This window comes from Kothea flammea, assembly GCF_052161645.1.
Classification (GTDB): domain Bacteria; phylum Planctomycetota; class Planctomycetia; order Pirellulales; family Pirellulaceae; genus Laterigemmans.
This window is the reverse complement of record NZ_CP197414.1, coordinates 3,121,377-3,138,598: the sequence shown is the minus strand read 5'-3', so window position 1 is coordinate 3,138,598 and position 17,222 is coordinate 3,121,377. Positions and strand designations below refer to the sequence as shown.

At 53.8% G+C, this 17,222-nt stretch carries 9 protein-coding genes; 8 read left to right on the top strand and 1 reads right to left on the bottom strand.

All coding sequences use genetic code 11. The features are described 5' to 3' along the window. Positions 1 to 215 precede the first annotated feature (215 nt). Positions 216 to 1,928 carry a 3-keto-alpha-glucoside-1,2-lyase-like domain-containing protein gene (locus SH139x_RS12005; RefSeq protein ID WP_488355450.1) on the bottom strand — a complete coding sequence of 571 codons (1,713 nt, stop codon included), beginning with the start codon at positions 1,926 to 1,928 and terminating at the stop codon, positions 216 to 218. A gap of 322 nt (positions 1,929 to 2,250) precedes the next feature. Here SH139x_RS12005 and SH139x_RS12000 point away from each other — a divergent pair, with 322 nt between their 5' ends. The 8 genes from SH139x_RS12000 to SH139x_RS11965 all read left to right on the top strand — a co-directional run bounded on the left by SH139x_RS12000 (position 2,251) and on the right by SH139x_RS11965 (position 17,220). After that, complete coding sequence (locus SH139x_RS12000) at positions 2,251 to 3,354, top strand: serine/threonine protein kinase (protein WP_488355449.1); 1,104 nt, start codon at positions 2,251 to 2,253, stop codon at positions 3,352 to 3,354. A gap of 258 nt (positions 3,355 to 3,612) precedes the next feature. Beyond that, positions 3,613 to 5,811, top strand: coding sequence for a WD40 repeat domain-containing protein (locus SH139x_RS11995; protein WP_488356006.1), 2,199 nt, complete (start codon positions 3,613 to 3,615; stop codon positions 5,809 to 5,811). Positions 5,812 to 5,865: 54 nt separating this feature from the next. After that, the gene (locus tag SH139x_RS11990; RefSeq protein WP_488355448.1) at positions 5,866 to 6,429 is read left to right on the top strand and encodes an ECF-type sigma factor; all 564 of its coding nucleotides are present in this window, start codon (positions 5,866 to 5,868) and stop codon (positions 6,427 to 6,429) included. A gap of 137 nt (positions 6,430 to 6,566) precedes the next feature. Next, complete coding sequence (locus SH139x_RS11985; RefSeq protein WP_488355447.1) at positions 6,567 to 7,595, top strand: DUF1559 family PulG-like putative transporter; 1,029 nt, start codon at positions 6,567 to 6,569, stop codon at positions 7,593 to 7,595. Between the two features lie 139 nt (positions 7,596 to 7,734). After that, positions 7,735 to 11,670, top strand: a complete 3,936-nt coding sequence (locus SH139x_RS11980; protein WP_488355446.1) for a protein kinase domain-containing protein — start codon at positions 7,735 to 7,737, stop codon at positions 11,668 to 11,670. A 156-nt stretch (positions 11,671 to 11,826) separates the two neighbouring features. Continuing rightward, entirely contained in the window at positions 11,827 to 15,090 is a 3,264-nt protein-coding gene (locus SH139x_RS11975; protein WP_488355445.1) for a protein kinase domain-containing protein, read from the top strand. 66 nt (positions 15,091 to 15,156) lie between these two features. Further along, positions 15,157 to 16,461: an IS256 family transposase gene (locus SH139x_RS11970; RefSeq protein WP_488355237.1), complete on the top strand. Its 1,305-nt coding sequence runs from the start codon at positions 15,157 to 15,159 to the stop codon at positions 16,459 to 16,461. Between the two features lie 99 nt (positions 16,462 to 16,560). Next, entirely contained in the window at positions 16,561 to 17,220 is a 660-nt protein-coding gene (locus SH139x_RS11965) for a tetratricopeptide repeat protein (RefSeq protein WP_488355444.1), read from the top strand. Positions 17,221 to 17,222 lie beyond the last annotated feature (2 nt).

The window sequence follows — 17,222 nt, the reverse complement described above, 5'->3', positions numbered from 1 at the left end:
CCCCGACTGTGAAAGCAAGCTGGTAAATCCCCATCTGCACAAAGGGGCAAACCGCCGTGCGTCAAGGTCATTCCTTGCGCCGCAACAGTCGCAGCAACGGCTGCCTTTGCGGCGCGAGACGACACGAAAAACCTATCCGACAATCAAGAGCTAACAGTATTTGCCGCGGGCATTATTGATGTGTCCGGATGAGTTCCTTGTTCTTCCGCTCGTCCTTAAGGTAACTCTCGGATCCGCAGTTTGCGAAATTGAATCGGTGAACCTTCGCTCTCCAAACACAGAAAACCCTCAGCCGGATCACAGCCGGTGCCTCCCGAAACCTCCTCGCCGTTGACCCACAGTCTCAGTTCGCCATTGATTGCACGAATGTAATATTGATTCCACTTCCCATGTCCATTGGCCATGTGGCGACGTGGATAGCTGCGACTGCCGTCGGGCGATAAAGGTGGAAACGGAGTCATTTTAACACCCACCGGAAACACGTCCCCGTTGGTGCCAAACCAATCGGTGTTTTGCCCACGGTCTTTCATCATCGTGGTATAGCCATGGTCGAGCACTTGCACTTCGATCCCCGCTGGCAACCCCGGCTTTCCGGCTTGAGTTAACTTTTCAATCGACTGAGGCGTGGTCCAAACAAATACGCCGCTGTTTCCCGCTGGCCTTTCATGCATCCACTCCACGACCAGCTCAAAGTTGCGATACCGTTTTTCTGTCCGCAAGACGCTGACTGGTCGTCCCGTGCAATACAAAATGCCGTCTTGCCAACTCCACGTATCGTCGGCACTGTTCACCTTAACAAAGTCCTCGGCGGTGAGCGATCGCCAACCTGGTTGCAAGTCGTCAATCATTGCCCGCGTGAGCAAGACATCTGAGGCCACGTCCCGAACCGCCGCGGCAGTCGTCAGCTGAAAAGCGGGATCACTGGGCTTTACGCCTGTTTTTAAACCCGCCACTCCGGCTGGCCCCGGTTCGTAATTGCCGACAATGGCGACATCGGATCGCGCGTCGATGCGGTCTTCCAACTGCAAACACCAGTAACATGCGTTGGTCAGCATGCGGCGAAAATCTTCTATCTTGAAGGCATCGCCATGCCCCATGGTTGTCGTGAACACTCGCGATGTCTTGCCACTCGCCCCGGTGTAACTTTTCGTCCAGGCGATTGGAACGGGAGGCTTATCAGCGACCGGCTGATCATCGGCTGACCATCCAACCAGCGGCTGGCCCAATAACATCGGCTCACTGTCACCCTCCAGTTTTTCACTGATTCCGTAAACATCATCAGGAAGCCAAAAGCTGCGGTGCACACCACGAAAAATGGGATGGCTGGCGGCAAAATTCAGCACCTGGCAACGAGTGCTTTCGACAAGATTCTTTCCATAGTGAGAGACCCATGTTTCCCCCAGCACCTGGCGTCCCCAGCCACCGGCTGGATCTTTACTGGCCCAATCATACTTTGCATATGGACTGTCACCCTGCAAGGAGTAACGGAAAGGATGCGTGGCATTGCGAATGCCGATCATTGGCCGCCCCGATTCGGTATACTCGACGATTCGTTTCATTTGTTCATCGGGCAACTCTCGCCAACGCATGAAGGCGACCATCAAGTCCGCCGATTCAAGCTGTTCGAGGCCAGGAATGTTATCCTTGACTCGGGGGTCGATCGTCCCTGTGTCTGAATCGATCGCAAATAAGACGGTACACCGAAAACCATGACGCGCGAGTATCTCGGCCATCAGCGGCATCGATAATTCCGACCGATACGATTCCTCGGCGGCAATGAAAACTATGTGTTTTCCTTGCCCGGGTCCGTCACCTCCCGGATAAGTTAACCACGACTCAGCTACCGCCTCAGCCGAGTTACCCAGCAGCGCCGCGGCGCAGAAGCCCAGTAAGATCGTCACCATGGAACAGTTAGCAAGTCGCTTCATTGGATGCCGCCTCAGAGCAGGAACGTTGGTTTATTGGAAAGCCAACAGTGTAACGCTTTTCCGCGTGGCAGATTCGGCAAGGCTTTTCCCGCAGCAATAAATTCTGATGACGCAGCAAAACTAGACGGGCCTCCTGGAGGGAGGCAACCCACTCTCGAGAGAAAAACATTTTGAGAAAAAGCGGAAAATCTTTCTAGTTTACTGAATTACAGGTAACCGGCTGCGCACACGACGGTAGCAAACCCGCGGGCAATTCGGCCCCCGAGTTGGCCAAACAGATGGTCCTTATTTCTACCTGAGACGAACCCGCGAGTCCCCGGTAATGGCTAACAAACACCCTGGTAGATTACGAAATCTCTACTCTCAAGCAATTCAACTGCCGCCCGGGCAGCGTGGTGAATTTTTACAGCACCGTTGCGGCGACGATCCGCAACTCCATGATCAACTGTGCAAGCTGCTCGACCATGCGGGCCCAGGCCGAAACGTGCTTTCCGAAGCCATGCTCGACGCTCGTAGGGTGCGGCAGGAGGTGGACGAACATGAACTGCAACAAGCGATGCGAGAGACCTGGAAATCGGCAACCCTCGATTCGCAATCGCTGCCGATTATCAAGAATTTCAGCTTGGAAGAGGTGGTCGGCGAAGGCGGGATGGGAATTGTTTACCGAGCCCAGCAGCACGATCCGCTGCCGCGACAGGTTGCCGTCAAAGTATTGAAGCCCGGCCTGGATTCCGTTCAATTCCTCCGCCGCTTTCGCATCGAGCAGGCTGCTCTGGCTGCGATGAAGCACCCGTCGATCGCTGCTGTGCTGGAGGCGGGCCTGACGCAGTCGGGGCATCCGTTTTTCGCAATGGAGTTGATCGACGGTCAACCGATCGATGTGTTTTGCCAAGCCCACGAGTGCGACTGGCGCGAGCGCGTGCAACTAATTGCTGACACCTGTCGAGCCATCCAGCATGCTCACGCCAAAGGTATCATCCACCGCGATCTCAAACCGTCGAACGTGATGGTCACCATGGTGGATGACAAGCCTATGATTCGCGTCATCGATTTTGGGATCGCGAAAGCACTCTCCGCGGAGACTTCCAGCAACACGCAACTCTCACTGATCGCCCATTTCGTGGGCACACCCCATTATGTCAGTCCCGAGCAATTGGCATTTAACTCCTCGCAACTAGGCCCTCGCACTGATATTTACTCATTGGGCGTGTTGCTATTTAAACTCTTGTGTAACACCACGCCGTTGGAGAATCATCCTGCATATCAAGTAGCCCGCGACCAGCAACAAAATTTAGCACTCGACGAATTACGTGCGTTTCTTCGTGACCCTCCAACGCGGATGCCGAGCAAGCAACGAACCGCTTGGCGATTGCCCCGCGAGCTTGATTGGATACTGCAAAAATGTTTCGCGTTTGAATTGGAGTAGAGGTACAAAACGGCCAACGACTTGGCGGTCGACCTAGAGCATCTATTGGCCGGTAGAGAAACTTTGGCACACCCGCCGTCAGTCGCCTATCGGACGCGCAAATGGTTGCTCAAACACCGACAATTGTCCGCCGCCTTGGCATTGTTGGTGTTGGGAAGCATCGTAGGACTAATTGTCGGACTTACCTCAAGCTGGAATCTTACACCGGCGGCAATTGCGGCAAAAGGTGCCCTTAGAGACGGAGTGATAGCTAGCGAGATGCCAGCTCCGCAAGAAGGAAACTCCCAAGCGGCTAACCTAATGGAAGCAGCCGTGATTACACAGATGCTTGCCAGCATTGAAAAAGGCCGTTTTGACCAATTGCGGCGTTATGAATTGCCCACATCGCTGGCGGCCGAAACAGTCGCATCTTCGTTGCGTGCCCCCCTTCGCAAAAGCCATCAAGACAGCTTTCGTCGCTTTCTAAGAGGGCTAGCACACCCAGAACCACTGCGAAATTTCAAACACCCGGGTACGGTCTGGCGAACTGCAATCTCGCCCGACCGCGAGCGTTTGGCTACGGCCAGTGCAGACCGCTGGGTGCGTGTTTGGGATTTGAAAACAGGGACTGAAATTAAGCGGTACGGACCACTTGCCTGGGAAGCGACCGCCGTTTCCTATTCGCCCACGGAGCCACTATTGGCCGTGGGCGATCGCGATGGGCATGTTACCATTTGGAATACAAACACTGACGAGCAAGTCGCTCGCACGGCAGACTCGAATGGAGGTGTCGAATCGCTGGCTTGGGCTCCGGACGGCATTAAGTTAGCTGCTGGGATTCGTTACCAGTTTGTGTCGCTAATGACACCCAACGGGCAGCCGCTTACAAAGCTCTTCCTCTCTGGCTCAGATGCGCCGCGGCATGAAACAATTCGATTCAGCTCGGATTCGAAAACCTTACACGCTGCAAATGCCAAAGGCTGTATTACCAGTTGGGACTTGGAAAGCTACCAGGCAAAACAGGAGTTTTATCGAGAAAATCCAGCCATGATGCATGCTTTCGTGGCATTAGACGAAGCAGAACAACGCTGGCTAGTGGGCGCGCCTGAGCGGAATCAACTCGAAGTCATTTCCACCACCGGTATGGCCTCGATTCTCACAAACGTCAAATTAAATGGATTCCCGGTCTCGATGGCTCGTTCACCTGACGGCATGCACGTGGCCGTGGCAAGTAGAAATGGAGGCCTAACGTTGTGTCAGGCAACCAACAATGATTGGTCTCAAATCAATGCAGAAACTTGGGCATTGGAGAGTGATTCAGAGCATGTAACCGATGTTGCCTGGCTCTCGAATGAGTCGCTGATTACGGCATCAAGTGATGGCAACGTAAGACACTGGACAATTGATCGACTGCGTGCCTTGCAACGATATAACACATCTGCATCGCACGTGTGTTCGATTTCGCCTGGAATATTAGGTGTAGTTGACATAACAGCGGTACCTATGGACATGGACACTCCTTGCAATGTGAAACTGCACCCAGTATCCAGTATTAATGGCGGAAATGGCTTGCATAAGCCTTTGACTACGGTTCCGGTAAAATTGCGGGATTGCCAGTTTTTATATGAACAAGCTCAACCGAACCACGGTGCCTCAAAGTATTTCACGCTTGTCAACCAGGAACGCATCGATTTTCACGATACCTCAAGTGGAAAATTAGTCGACAGCCTAAGTCTCGATACGCTTACGGAGATGGAACCTGAATTGGATTTGACTAATACGAAACTCAGGAGTGTTAGCTGGTCATTCGACGCATCCCATTGCGTCCTAATGCTTAGCGACAAAGCACAATTCACTCGACAAAATACAACAAATCATTTGTATCTGGTACGGCTGGAGCCAGGCAAGCCACGGGTCACTTCGTCAGTGCGACAGCACTGGAAACTGCAAAAGTGCACGCATGACGCCAGATTCGTTGGTGAATCGAACGCTTTAGCGGTTTGCGCGGAAAATGAATCCGGGAAAAAAGAGCTTCGAATTTACCAGGAGGCTATTGATGCCACAGGGGCTCCCGATAACTTCGAAGTCGTGTGGACCGGTGATGATTGGGTGAGGTTCTCGTTCAGCCAAGATGCTCGATATATCGCTATCAGTTCCGCAAAAAACCAACTTTTGGACCGCAAAACCGGCGAACGAATTCCTTTCGACGCTCCTCCTATCAATATCATGAACTGTTTCATGGACGGCTCGCGACTGCTCGTCTCGGTGGGCATCGAGAGCCTGGCAGTGTTCCATGTGCCCACCCGTCAAAACTTGGGATACCTCGACTTTCGTGATTTACCGAATTCAAGACGAAAGAGCCTGACAGCGGTTCATCTGGGTGACCGGTTACTTCCAGTCAATTTCAACCTTGAAGCCTACGTTGGCTTGACCGCAATCGGAAACGTGCCCAGGTTGCCATTTCCACCGACGGATTGAGTTTTTTCGCACCGGGAAGTTGGCGAGGGGTTGTCCACCTGTTAGAGTGTTTTGATGCCTCCCAGCACGAGCGAGACGCAACGCCCCCCGGCTGGTGACACAGAATTGGCCACGGGGCTTTTTCAACAAGCGTACGACGAGTTGCGTCGGATCGCGGCTGACTTGATGTTGCGCGAGCGGAACGACCACAACCTGGGCGCGACGGCGTTGGTCAACGAAGCCTTTGTGCGGATTTTTGACTCCAATTCGCGGCAGCCATGCGGTGACAATCAGCGACTGCGGCGGATGGCGATGCGTGCGATGCGAAATATCCTAATCGATCACGCCCGCCGCAAGGGAGCAGCGAAACGCAGTGCCATTCGGCAGTACGTCCCGTTGGAAACAATTGGTTGTTCCAATAGCGATGCGGACCAAATCCAGACGCTGGAAGTGTTCGACAAATTGGTAGACGTGCTCGAACAACAAGATCCGCAGGCTGCAGAATTTGCCAGGCTGCGAGTTTATGCTGGGCAATCAGTTCTCGGGGCTGGACGGGAACTGAGCCTGTCTCGCTGGGATTCTTATCAGACTTGGGAGTTTATCGAGGCATGGTTCAAGGCAAATTCGGACCGCGTTTAGTGTGATCCGGAAAATTTCTGCCAAAAATTTTCTCAATTTCCTGAAAGGGAAGAACGCTTTGCGCTTAGCTCAATACGGGGCGGAGACGTCAACTCCGCTTGTAGCCAGCTTTCTTGCATTTACCAGCAGAGCGAATCATGCAGATCACGCGACGACCGAGGCGGAATGGTTTTACCCTGGTGGAGTTGCTAGTTGTCATTGCCATCATCGGAATCCTTGTGGGCTTGTTGCTACCAGCCGTGCAAGCAGCCCGAGAGGCCGCGCGGAGGATGTCGTGTACGAACAACCTCAAGCAAATTGGGCTCGCCACCCTGAACTACGAAAGCGCGCTGCGGCGTCTCCCGTCTGCGTACACCTGGATCGAAGGGGGCGGTCCCACAGACTCATTCGGCACCGGCTTCATTGCCATCCTACCGTTCTTGGAAGCCAGCAATACTGCTCGGTTGATCAACGACCAAATACCTTGGTACATGCAATCTGCGACTGCCGTAACGACCATTGAACCAACGTACTTTTGTCCCTCCGACACGGCGGATGCGATTCATCAGTACCCTTTTATCACTCCCTTCGGGATTCCTGCGGGAGATCGCTATGCGACCGCTTCCTATGCGCACAGCATTGGTTGGCATGACGGCATCGGATACACACCCGATTATCGTGCCCGTCCCGTTCGCCCCGAATCGGGCTACGCAGCGTACAACTTTTGGCCGCCGCTCTCAGCGGTCCGGGACGGCACCAGCAACACATTCTTTGTGGGGGACGCCGCGTCTGGACAACCGATGTGTAGCGGGCTGGGCTGCGATGTACCGTTAGACAGCGCGGTTGGCGAGAACACCTCGGTTTTTGGTTGGCTGGTAGGTGGCGCCAACAAGAGTTCGTTTTTCGCCGGCGGTTTCCGCTATTCCGGCTCTCTTGGCAGCACCGTTGAACGTCTCAATAAATTGCCAGTAACCGACTCATTTCACAGTGAAGCGGATCGCCATAACTTTACCCCCAGCTGGCAAGGGGGACCACATCGAACCTCCAACTTCCGCAGCTTCCATCCCGGCGGCGGGAATTTTGGCTTCCTCGATGGCAGCGTCCAATTTATGGCTGACACCATCGACATGGCCGTGTACCGCAGCCTGTCGACCATTCAAGGTGGCGAAGTCGCGTCCCTGCCGTAGCCCCCGCGCGGCACAACACACTGGCGGTTACGTGTCGCTCTTCGCTCCGCAGATTCACCTTTCACTCCACGAAAGTCACAAGAAACGTTGCGTTCGCGGAGTGCAAGGCGACGACTCAACTCATAAACAAGAATCCGACATGTCCATACCAACGCGGGAGACCAACAGCCTGAGTGAAACTGGACAATACGTCCAGGAAAAATCGCCCGAGCGGCTGGCGGGGCGGTATGAAATTCGGCAAAAACTGGGTGCCGGTGGGATGTCTACCGTCTTCCTGGCGTTCGATCACAAGAACGCCAGTGAGGTGGCCGTCAAGTTCATGAAAACAGACTTGGGCGGTACCGCGAGGCGAAGATTCTTTCGTGAATTTAATACCATCGCCGGCATTGAGCACCCGTGCTGTCTGCGAGTCTTTGAAATCGGCGAGACCAATGATGGGCCGTTCTTTACCATGGAACTGCACGCCGGACAGTCGTGCGACAAAATCATGGGTGAACCGCCCGCTGCCGTCGCGCCCCTGTTGGTCGATCTCACATTGGCGGTCGACTATATCCACTCACAAGGAATCGTCCATCGTGATATTAAACCATCCAATTTGTTAGTCCAACGGACCGGAGACCTTGATCACGGCAGGTTGACCGGCAAGTTGGCTGACTTTGGACTGGCAAAATTCTATCAGCTTGATTCCTCATTGACCGCGGAACGTGGATTTGTCGGGACGGCCGCCTACAGCGCCACCGAACAGATCGACGGCACCAACATCGATCATCGCGTTGATCTATACGCGATTGGCATCTTGGCATTCGAGCTGCTCTCCGGAGGTCGCCATCCGTTTGCCGAGCAAAAAGCGCAAGGAGCCCAAGCGGTGCTCAACGCGCACCTCACTCGCCAGCCTCCGCGGCTGTGCGACGTGAATCCGAACATCAGTGCCGAGCTGAGCGATGTGGTCGGCAGCTACCTGGCGAAAGAGCCCGAACTGAGGCCCAGCTCGGCACTGCCGCTGCGGAATGTGCTCTGTCAAGCGTTCGAGATCGAAGTGGAGGCACGGTTAGCCCAGCTCAGCAGCCCTTCGGAAGTCAAGCTCAACGCCGTCGGATTTGTTTGTCGTGACCGCGAACTTCAGCGTGTGGACCAATTCCTGCACCGGCGGTTAGCGGTGCAGAATGACGTCAGCAGCAGCGATTCGGCTCCACTATTGTTATTTTCGGGGGAGCCTGGGACGGGCAAGAGCAGCACCATGCAGGAGGCGGTGCGGCGGGCGGTGGGTAACGGATTTATGGTCTTCGAGGGTCGCTGCTTTGACGGCAGCACCACATCCTTTCAACCAATCATTGAGATCATCCGCCAGCTGCTCACAAAAACCTCGCGAGTCGAACAAAGCTCGGAAGAAAGTACGCTGCTGGTCGAGCACGAGGAAACGCTCAGCAATTTGCAGCGGATGCGGGAGATCGTGCAGAGTTACAAATCCGAGCTGTTATTGATCGCACCCGAGTTACGACGCTGGTTGGCGGGAGAAAAGACGACTTCAACGTTAGCGAGCGATTCGGAATATATATTCCGAGCATTGGCAACGATGTTTGTTGAACTGAGTGCTTATCATCCCTTATGTTTTTGTATCGATGATTTACAGTGGGCCGACCAATCGACTTTAGTATTCTGGAGGCATTTTGCTGCCGCGATTACTGATTCACAAAGCTCCTTTGCTCCGGGAACCCACTCCAAAAGTTTGGCCCCTGAATCAGGCTGCCCGCCCATCGCGCTACTAGGCACCGGTCGCAGTGGCTACACCTCTTTGAAGACCTTTTGTGAGCGGATGGAGACGCAGTCATTGATCGAGACTGTCAACCTGGAACTATTCAGCCGTGACGAAACGACTCAATTACTTGCTTTGCGATTGGGCGCCTTGGCCCCGTCGATCTCAAACGAACTAGTCGATTCAATCGATAACTTATGTCAAGGAAATCCGTTTTTTATCTCCGAAACGATTCGCGAATGGTATTCGCGAGGACTGGTTGTCAGAACGCAGGATGGTTGGCAGCGCGTCCATAAATCGCTCGACGACGATTCATCAGTGCCCAGCACCGTTCGGACAGCGTTGAGGACAAGACTGACAGAATTGAGCGAGCCATCGCAATTGCTAGTACCTGCGGCGGCCGTGCTCGGCCGAGAGGTAAACCTTGATCTGCTCAGCAAGGTTGTCCCCGACGTAACCGAAACCCAATTATTAGACGCAGCCGATGAACTATTGGAAAAACGGATTTTTGTGGAGACCGCATCAGCTAGCCGCATGGCCTTTACTCACGATCTATTGCGGGAACTAATCCTGGCCGAACTGAGTGCCAGTCGACAGCGAAGTTACCACCGTCTGATAGTCACGGTAATGGAAGAGATCAGAAAAGACAAACCTGCGGCGATTAAAACCGATCTCCTGGCAAGACATTGTATTGCCGCAGATTTATTTGAGAAAGGCTTCCAGCTATTGCTGGAAACGGCTGAACGCGCATGCCAGTCATACCTCTTCGAAAATGCGATTGAATTTCTACAACTAGCTCAGCGTCATCAACCAGAAGACCTGGGCGCGGGTGAACTCTACAAACTGTACTCGTTGCTGGCCATATCGCAGTATGGAATTGGAGACACCTCAGGGGGAATCGAGCAGGTAAGCCGTGCGCTCCAGCACACCGATGATCACATTGAAAAAGCTCAGATGCATCGACTCGCTGGCCGATACGCTTGCGGTAGCGGCGATGATGTGAACGCTCGCAAACATCTCGATAAAGCATTAACGTATCTAGGATTCCCTCGCAGTCAAAGCTTGCTAGGGAAACTGTTCGATATTAGCGCTGGGGCCATTGTCTTTCACGCGGTCCCAAGAAAACTAGCTCGCAAAATCGCAAGGCCAGGGATATCGGACGAGCAGCGCACCCTTACATGCCTTACTCTTATGGAGCTAAATCACGCTACTAATACTCGATCCTCACTCGACTATTTGCATGTCGGCTCCCTGGAGGCTAAACACTCTCGTTTTGCGGCTTACGAAGGCCTCAATGCGTTTGGAATGTCCAAATATGCATGTAATCTCGCCTTTTTAGGCTTCAACAGGAAGCTCTCTCCCCTTTCCTTTAGCAGTCTGTCACCATCGGTGAGGTTTGCAAAGAAAGCAATCAAGGAAATCGAGGATTGCAAGACGCCGGAGATCAAATGGTGCACAACGTACTTGTCCGGAATTGCATTATATTGCGCGGCTTTGCTGGACGAGGCCGAATTTTTAATAATCAAGAGTGAGCCGTTTTATATTAAAAGTCGAAATGCGAATTTAGCATTTTGTTATCACTTCTTGCGTCATATACATTCAGTGCGAGGTACGGTAGCACAAATCGTTGATTACGCCGAAAAGGAATTGAGAGTGGCGGAAACTTTAAAAGATACGGAACGAATAGGGTGGGCTTTATTTGGCTTGACACATGGTTTAGCCTTGCGGGGCGATTTTGAAGATTCATTGAAGAGTGCGGAAGAGTCCAGCAAGCATATGCGTTCCACCGAATCTAATTTCCAAAGCGTTGCACTGATGGAAAAGGGCTTTGCACTGATGCAGCAATCGCGACACAGAGAGGCGAAGGACTGTTTCGCGGAGAACTTCGCATTCATGAAGCGTCGATTCGCCTTCCTAGAGGTCAATGCTGCTACGTTTCCGAGGATGGTAGAGGCCTGCCTCAGTGCCGAATGGCACAACGCGAAGAACTCTGACGAAATCGATTTGCGTACAGCACGAAAGTATCTTCGACTAGCAAAGATCATGAGCTATTCTTACCCCAATATAGGCCCGCACCGTTTCCGGGTAGAAGGTCGTTTCCATATCGTCAAGGATAATAAAACACGTGCATTCAAGTTGTTTGAGCGAGCTATTACTGAAGCCGACAGAATCGGTGCCAAATATGAAAAAGCGAGGACTTTAATCGATTTGGGAGTGGCATTTCCCTATCGTGCCGAGTGCATACAGCAGGGGCTGGATTTATTGGACAGCCTAGGCGCCATCATGCCTGAAGCCGAATTGGAATCTGCGGGCATTGGCTAATCGCGTTATGGTTAGCCCGGGGTGTCGAAACAACGAATTGGCAGTTACGTGTTCTCTCTCGCTCAGCGGAGTCGCCTTTCGCTCCGCGAAGGTAATATTTTTTTAGACTTTCGCGGAGCGAAAGGCGACGATTCAACGCATAAACAAGAATCCAACATGTCCATACCAACTCGCGAAACCAATAGCCTTAGTGAAACCGGCCAATATGTGCATGAAAAAAGCCCCGAGCGGCTGGCGGGGCGGTATGAAATTCGGCAAAAACTGGGTGCCGGTGGGATGTCTACCGTCTTCCTGGCCTTCGATCACAAGAACGCCAGTGAGGTGGCCGTCAAGTTCATGAAAACAGACTTGGGCGGTACCGCGAGGCGAAGATTCTTTCGTGAATTTAATACCATCGCCGGCATTGAGCACCCGTGCTGTCTGCGAGTCTTTGAAATCGGCGAGACCAATGATGGGCCGTTCTTTACCATGGAACTGCACGCCGGTCAGTCGTGCGACAAAATCATGGGTGAGCCGCCCGCCACCGTCGCGCCCTTGTTGGTCGATCTCACCCTGGCAGTCGACTATATCCACTCACAAGGAATCGTCCATCGTGATATTAAACCTTCTAACTTGTTGGTCCAGCGGACTGGAGACCGTGACAACGGGCGGTTGACCGGAAAACTGGCCGACTTTGGACTGGCAAAATTCTATCAGCTCGATTCCTCATTAACTGCGGAACGAGGATTTGTCGGGACAGCCGCCTACAGCGCCACCGAACAGATCGACGGCACCAACATCGATCATCGCGTTGATCTATACGCGATTGGCATCTTGGCATTCGAGCTGCTTTCCGGAGGTCGCCATCCGTTTGCCGAGCAAAAAGCGCAAGGAGCCCAGGCGGTGCTCAACGCGCACCTCACTCGCCAGCCTCCGCGGCTGTGCGACGTGAATCCGAACATCAGTGCCGAGCTGAGCGATGTGGTCGGCAGCTACCTGGCGAAAGAGCCCGAGCTGAGGCCCAGCTCGGCACTGCCGCTGCGGAATGTGCTCTGTCAAGCGTTCGAGATCGAAGTGGAGGCACGGTTAGCCCAGCTCAGCAGCCCTTCGGAAGTCAAACTGAACGCGGTCGGATTTGTTTGTCGTGACCGCGAACTTCAGCGTGTGGACCAATTCCTGCACCGGCGGTTAGCGGGGCAGAGCGACGTCAGCAGCAGCGATGGGGCGCCGTTGCTGCTGTTCTCCGGGGAGCCGGGGACGGGCAAAAGCAGCACCATGCAGGAGGCGGTGCGGCGGGCGGTGGGTAACGGATTTATGGTCTTCGAGGGTCGCTGCTTTGACGGCAGCACCACATCCTTTCAACCAATCATTGAGATCATCCGTCAGCTACTGACAAAGATCTCACGAGTCGAACAAAGCTCGGAAGAAAGTACGCTGCTGGCCGAATACGAGACGACTGTCAGCAACCTGCAGCGGATGCGAGAGATCGTGCAGGACTACAAATCCGAGCTGCTGTTGATCGCACCCGAGCTGCGAAGGTGGCTAGCCGGAGAACAGACCACGCCGGCGCTAAGAAATGACTCGGAGTACATATTTCGAGCTTTGGCAACGATGTTCGTCGAGCTGAGCGCATGCAGTCCGCTGTGCTTGTGTGTGGACGATATTCAATGGGCGGATCAATCGACGTTGGTGTTCCTGAGACACTTGTCCGGAGCGGTTACGGCCAGCCATGGTGCGGTCGGGGCTAACGGAAACTTTGGCAAAGCGGGCGCGCGAGGTCTGGCGGACGACGCCCGCCAGCCGCCCGTCGCGTTGTTGGCGACCGGTCGCAGCGGCTATGAATCGCTGAGAGCATTTTGCGAGCGAATGGAGTCTCAATCACTGATTGAAACGGTGGGGCTTGAACTGTTTAGTCGCGAGGAAACTGCTCAGTTGTTGGCGCTGCGGCTAGGAGCACTCTGCTCTTCGATCTCGGCTGAGCTGGTGGATGGCATTGACAAGCTGTGTCAAGGAAATCCATTCTTTATTTCCGAGACGATCCGTGAATGGTATTCGCGTGGGATGGTGGTGCGGACGCACGACGGCTGGCAACGCGTTCACAAATCGCTCGATGAAGACTCGTCCCTACCCAGCACGGTGCGCAGCGCTCTTCGCACGCGTTTAGCCGAGCTAAGCCCGACCTCCCAACTGCTGCTCCCCGCCGCGGCGGTGATCGGTCGCATCGTCGATCTTGATTTATTAAGTAAGGTCGTCGCGGAAGTGTCAGAGACGCAATTGCTGGACGCCGTTGACGAACTATTATCCAAACGGATCCTGGTGGAGACTAAATCGGCCAGTCGCATGGCGTTTACCCACGATCTGTTGCGGGAGTTAATATTGGCGGAGCTGAGTTCCAGCCGGCGGCGTGCGCATCATCGCCGGATTGTTGACGTGTTAAAGTCTGAATCAGCAATGACCGGAAAATCGGCGGCTGAGCCACTGTTGGCATTCCACTGCCTGCACGCAGATTTAACGAATGAAGCGTTTCAGCACTACCTCGCTGCAGCCCAAGAAGCGTGTGAAGCTTACTTGTTTGATGATGCTGAACAACATCTCCAGCAAGCCCAGGCGATTATCCCGAACAAGGCGACCTCCCAAGATCATTTTCGCCTGCAAAGCCTGTTGTCGGAAGCTTTGGGGCGTAAAGGTCAACTACCACTTGCCATGGAACATGCTAAAGCCGCGTTATCGCACAGCGAAGATAGCCTTGAACGTGCTTCAGTCATGCGAATGATGGGGGTATATCGATCCTTTAGCGGAGACCAGCGTGAGGGTCGAAAATGGTTCGACAGCGCGATTAAGGCATTGGGAGTACCGAGAGTTCAAAACCGGATACTGCAAGTACTTTCTATTAATGTAAACATATTTGGTTACCACTTCATACCTCGCCCCATCCTGCGACTCCTGACTCGACCTTGGGTATCGTCGCAATCCAAGAATTTCGCCAGCGAGATTCTCTATGACCTGTCTCATTCGATAGCATGTGATGACCTCATTGGGTATACCGACGTTTGCACCTATAACGTGCGTTTGGCAAAATGTGGTGACAATGACGCCGCGCGAGCACTCGCGTACGCAAAGTACGGTTTGAATCTTGGGTTCAGCGGAGTAAACGCACGTTTTGGAATTGCGTCCAAGAAAACCAGGACCTTATCTATCAGATATGGCGAACTGGGAATTGAGCATGCTCGCCGCACGAATCGCTTGGACGTGATCGCATCGGCGCAAACCTCCTACGCGTTTTGCCTCCACTGCGCAGGTCAATTAAAAGCAGCAGAGCAAGAATTGCTAGAAGCTGAAGTAGTTCTGCGTCGCTGTCGGGACTTACATACCTCGTATGCCTATCATTATCTCAGACATCTTTACGAGGTATTGTCGAAAGTTGTGTTCTTGAAAGATTGAAAAAGGTGGCGCATCCTGTTGGAACTTGAACCCTCCAACGGCCCGAAGTGGGCAAAGGAATACGCCATGACTAAGAGTAAAACAGACCGAGCCGACGTGCCAGTGGACCAACCCGTCGATCCCGAAGTGATTTCCTTTCGGGCCCAGTTCGACCAGCGCAGCCCCCTGGATGAGATCGTCAAAGAAGGTGCCCGACGTATGCTGCAGACCGCGATCGATGCCGAAGTCGAGGCATTCATCACCATGCACGCCGATCGTACCGACGCGCAGGGCAGACGCTTCGTCGTCAAGAATGGAAGCCTCCCCCAACGAGAAATCCTCACCGGTGCCGGGGCCATCCCCGTCACGCAGGGGCGAGTTCGCGACAACGATCCCGATCCAATTAACCGCGTCGCGTTCTCCCCGAGCGTCTTGCCGAGCTACCTACGAAAAACCAAGGCGATCGAAGAGCTGATCCCGTGGCTGTACCTCAAAGGAATCTCAACCGGTGATTTTGGCGAAGCTTTGCAGGCGCTCGTTGGCGAGCGTGCGGCTGGCTTGAGTCCCAACGTGGTCTGCCGGCTGAAAGAGCAATGGTGCAGCGAGTACGACGACTGGAGCAAGCGGGATCTGTCGGGCAAGCAGTACGTTTACGTCTGGGCCGATGGCATTCACGCCAAGGTGCGACTGGAGGACGATGCCAACAAAAAGCAGTGTTTGCTAGTGCTGATGGGGGCAACGAACGACGGCCAGAAAGAGTTGATCGCGGTACTCGACGGCTATCGCGAAAGCGAGCAGAGCTGGAGCGAGTTGCTGGTCGACCTAAAGCAACGCGGCTTGCAGCTGTCACCGAAGGTTGCCGTTGGCGACGGTGCTCTGGGCTTCTGGGCGGCGATCCGCAAAGTGTTCCCCGAGACTCGTGAGCAACGCTGCTGGGTTCACAAGACTGCCAACGTACTGAACAAGATGCCCAAAAGCGTTCAGCCCAAAGCGAAAGCCGACCTTCACGAAATCTGGCAGGCTGAAACAAAGGATGATGCGAATAAAGCGTTTGGCAATTTCATGGAAAAGTATGGTTCGAAGTACGCTCCGGCATGCGAGTGCCTCAAGAGGGACCGCGACGTGCTGTTGACGTTCTACGACTTTCCGGCCGAACACTGGAGTCACCTGCGGACAACCAACCCCATCGAATCGACGTTCGCAACCATTCGGCTTCGTCACCGAAAGACCAAAGGCTGCGGTACCAGGCGAGCAAGCCTGGCGATGATGTTCAAACTCGCTCAGTCGGCTTCACGGAAATGGAGACGACTCAACTGCCACGAAAAGATCACCCTCGTCATCGAAGGACGTTCCTTCAAAGACGGAATCATCCAGGAGGAAATCGCTGCCTGATTCAAATTCTCAAAACACAACAATTGACAATATCTCCATCTTTACTCAGTCACCGGCGATACGGCAAAAATAATCCGGAATGGCGAGCTAGAACTTGAAGTGGCAGCCTCGTCGAATGACCGGGAATTAATGGGCTGGGCAAACTACGGCCTAACCCATGGTCACGCGATGGCGGGTGATTTCGCTGCCGCCCATCACGCCGCGAACGAATCGATACGCCTGCTGAAGGAGAATGGCTCAAACTTTGTCGCTATCTCTCTCATGGAAGCAGGCTTCGTCTATCTGCAGCAGTCTCAATATCAAGAAGCAGTTGAAGCGTTCCGAAACAGCTTTCAGTCGATGCGGAAAAACTGGTTCTTCTTTGAAATCTGCATGCCACTGTTTCCGCGGATGGTGGAAGCCGCCTTGGGGCCGAGTTGGGCGCGGCTCGACGGAAACCAGGGTGGCGACTTAAAGCTCGCCAAAAGGTACCTTTTCGGCACTAAGTTCTTTCGGAATTCTTATCCCAACGTTCGACCCCATGCGTACCGTGCCGAAGGACGCTACCTGTTCGCCACCGGCCGCATTGAGAAGGCACGTCGGGTATTCGCGCGTGCACTCGATGAAGCAGAAGAGCTCGGTGCCAAGTACGAAAAAGCGAGGACGCTAATTGATCAAGGGATTGCCTTTCCCGACTTGGCCGCCAGCAAGCAACGGGGACTCGAATTGCTGGAAGAACTGGGTGCCGTGATGCCGGAGGCGGAGTTGAGCGAACGTTAGTG

Bases quoted from the DNA above. Each gene is read 5' to 3' on its own strand.
- SH139x_RS11970 (WP_488355237.1), top strand. From the start codon at position 15,157: ATGACTAAGAGTAAAACAGACCGAGCCGACGTGCCAGTGGACCAACCC.
- SH139x_RS12005 (WP_488355450.1), bottom strand. From the start codon at position 1,928: ATGAAGCGACTTGCTAACTGTTCCATGGTGACGATCTTACTGGGCTTC.
- SH139x_RS11980 (WP_488355446.1), top strand. From the start codon at position 7,735: ATGTCCATACCAACGCGGGAGACCAACAGCCTGAGTGAAACTGGACAA.
- SH139x_RS11990 (WP_488355448.1), top strand. From the start codon at position 5,866: ATGCCTCCCAGCACGAGCGAGACGCAACGCCCCCCGGCTGGTGACACA.
- SH139x_RS11995 (WP_488356006.1), top strand. From the start codon at position 3,613: ATGCCAGCTCCGCAAGAAGGAAACTCCCAAGCGGCTAACCTAATGGAA.
- SH139x_RS11985 (WP_488355447.1), top strand. From the start codon at position 6,567: ATGCAGATCACGCGACGACCGAGGCGGAATGGTTTTACCCTGGTGGAG.
- SH139x_RS11975 (WP_488355445.1), top strand. From the start codon at position 11,827: ATGTCCATACCAACTCGCGAAACCAATAGCCTTAGTGAAACCGGCCAA.
- SH139x_RS12000 (WP_488355449.1), top strand. From the start codon at position 2,251: ATGGCTAACAAACACCCTGGTAGATTACGAAATCTCTACTCTCAAGCA.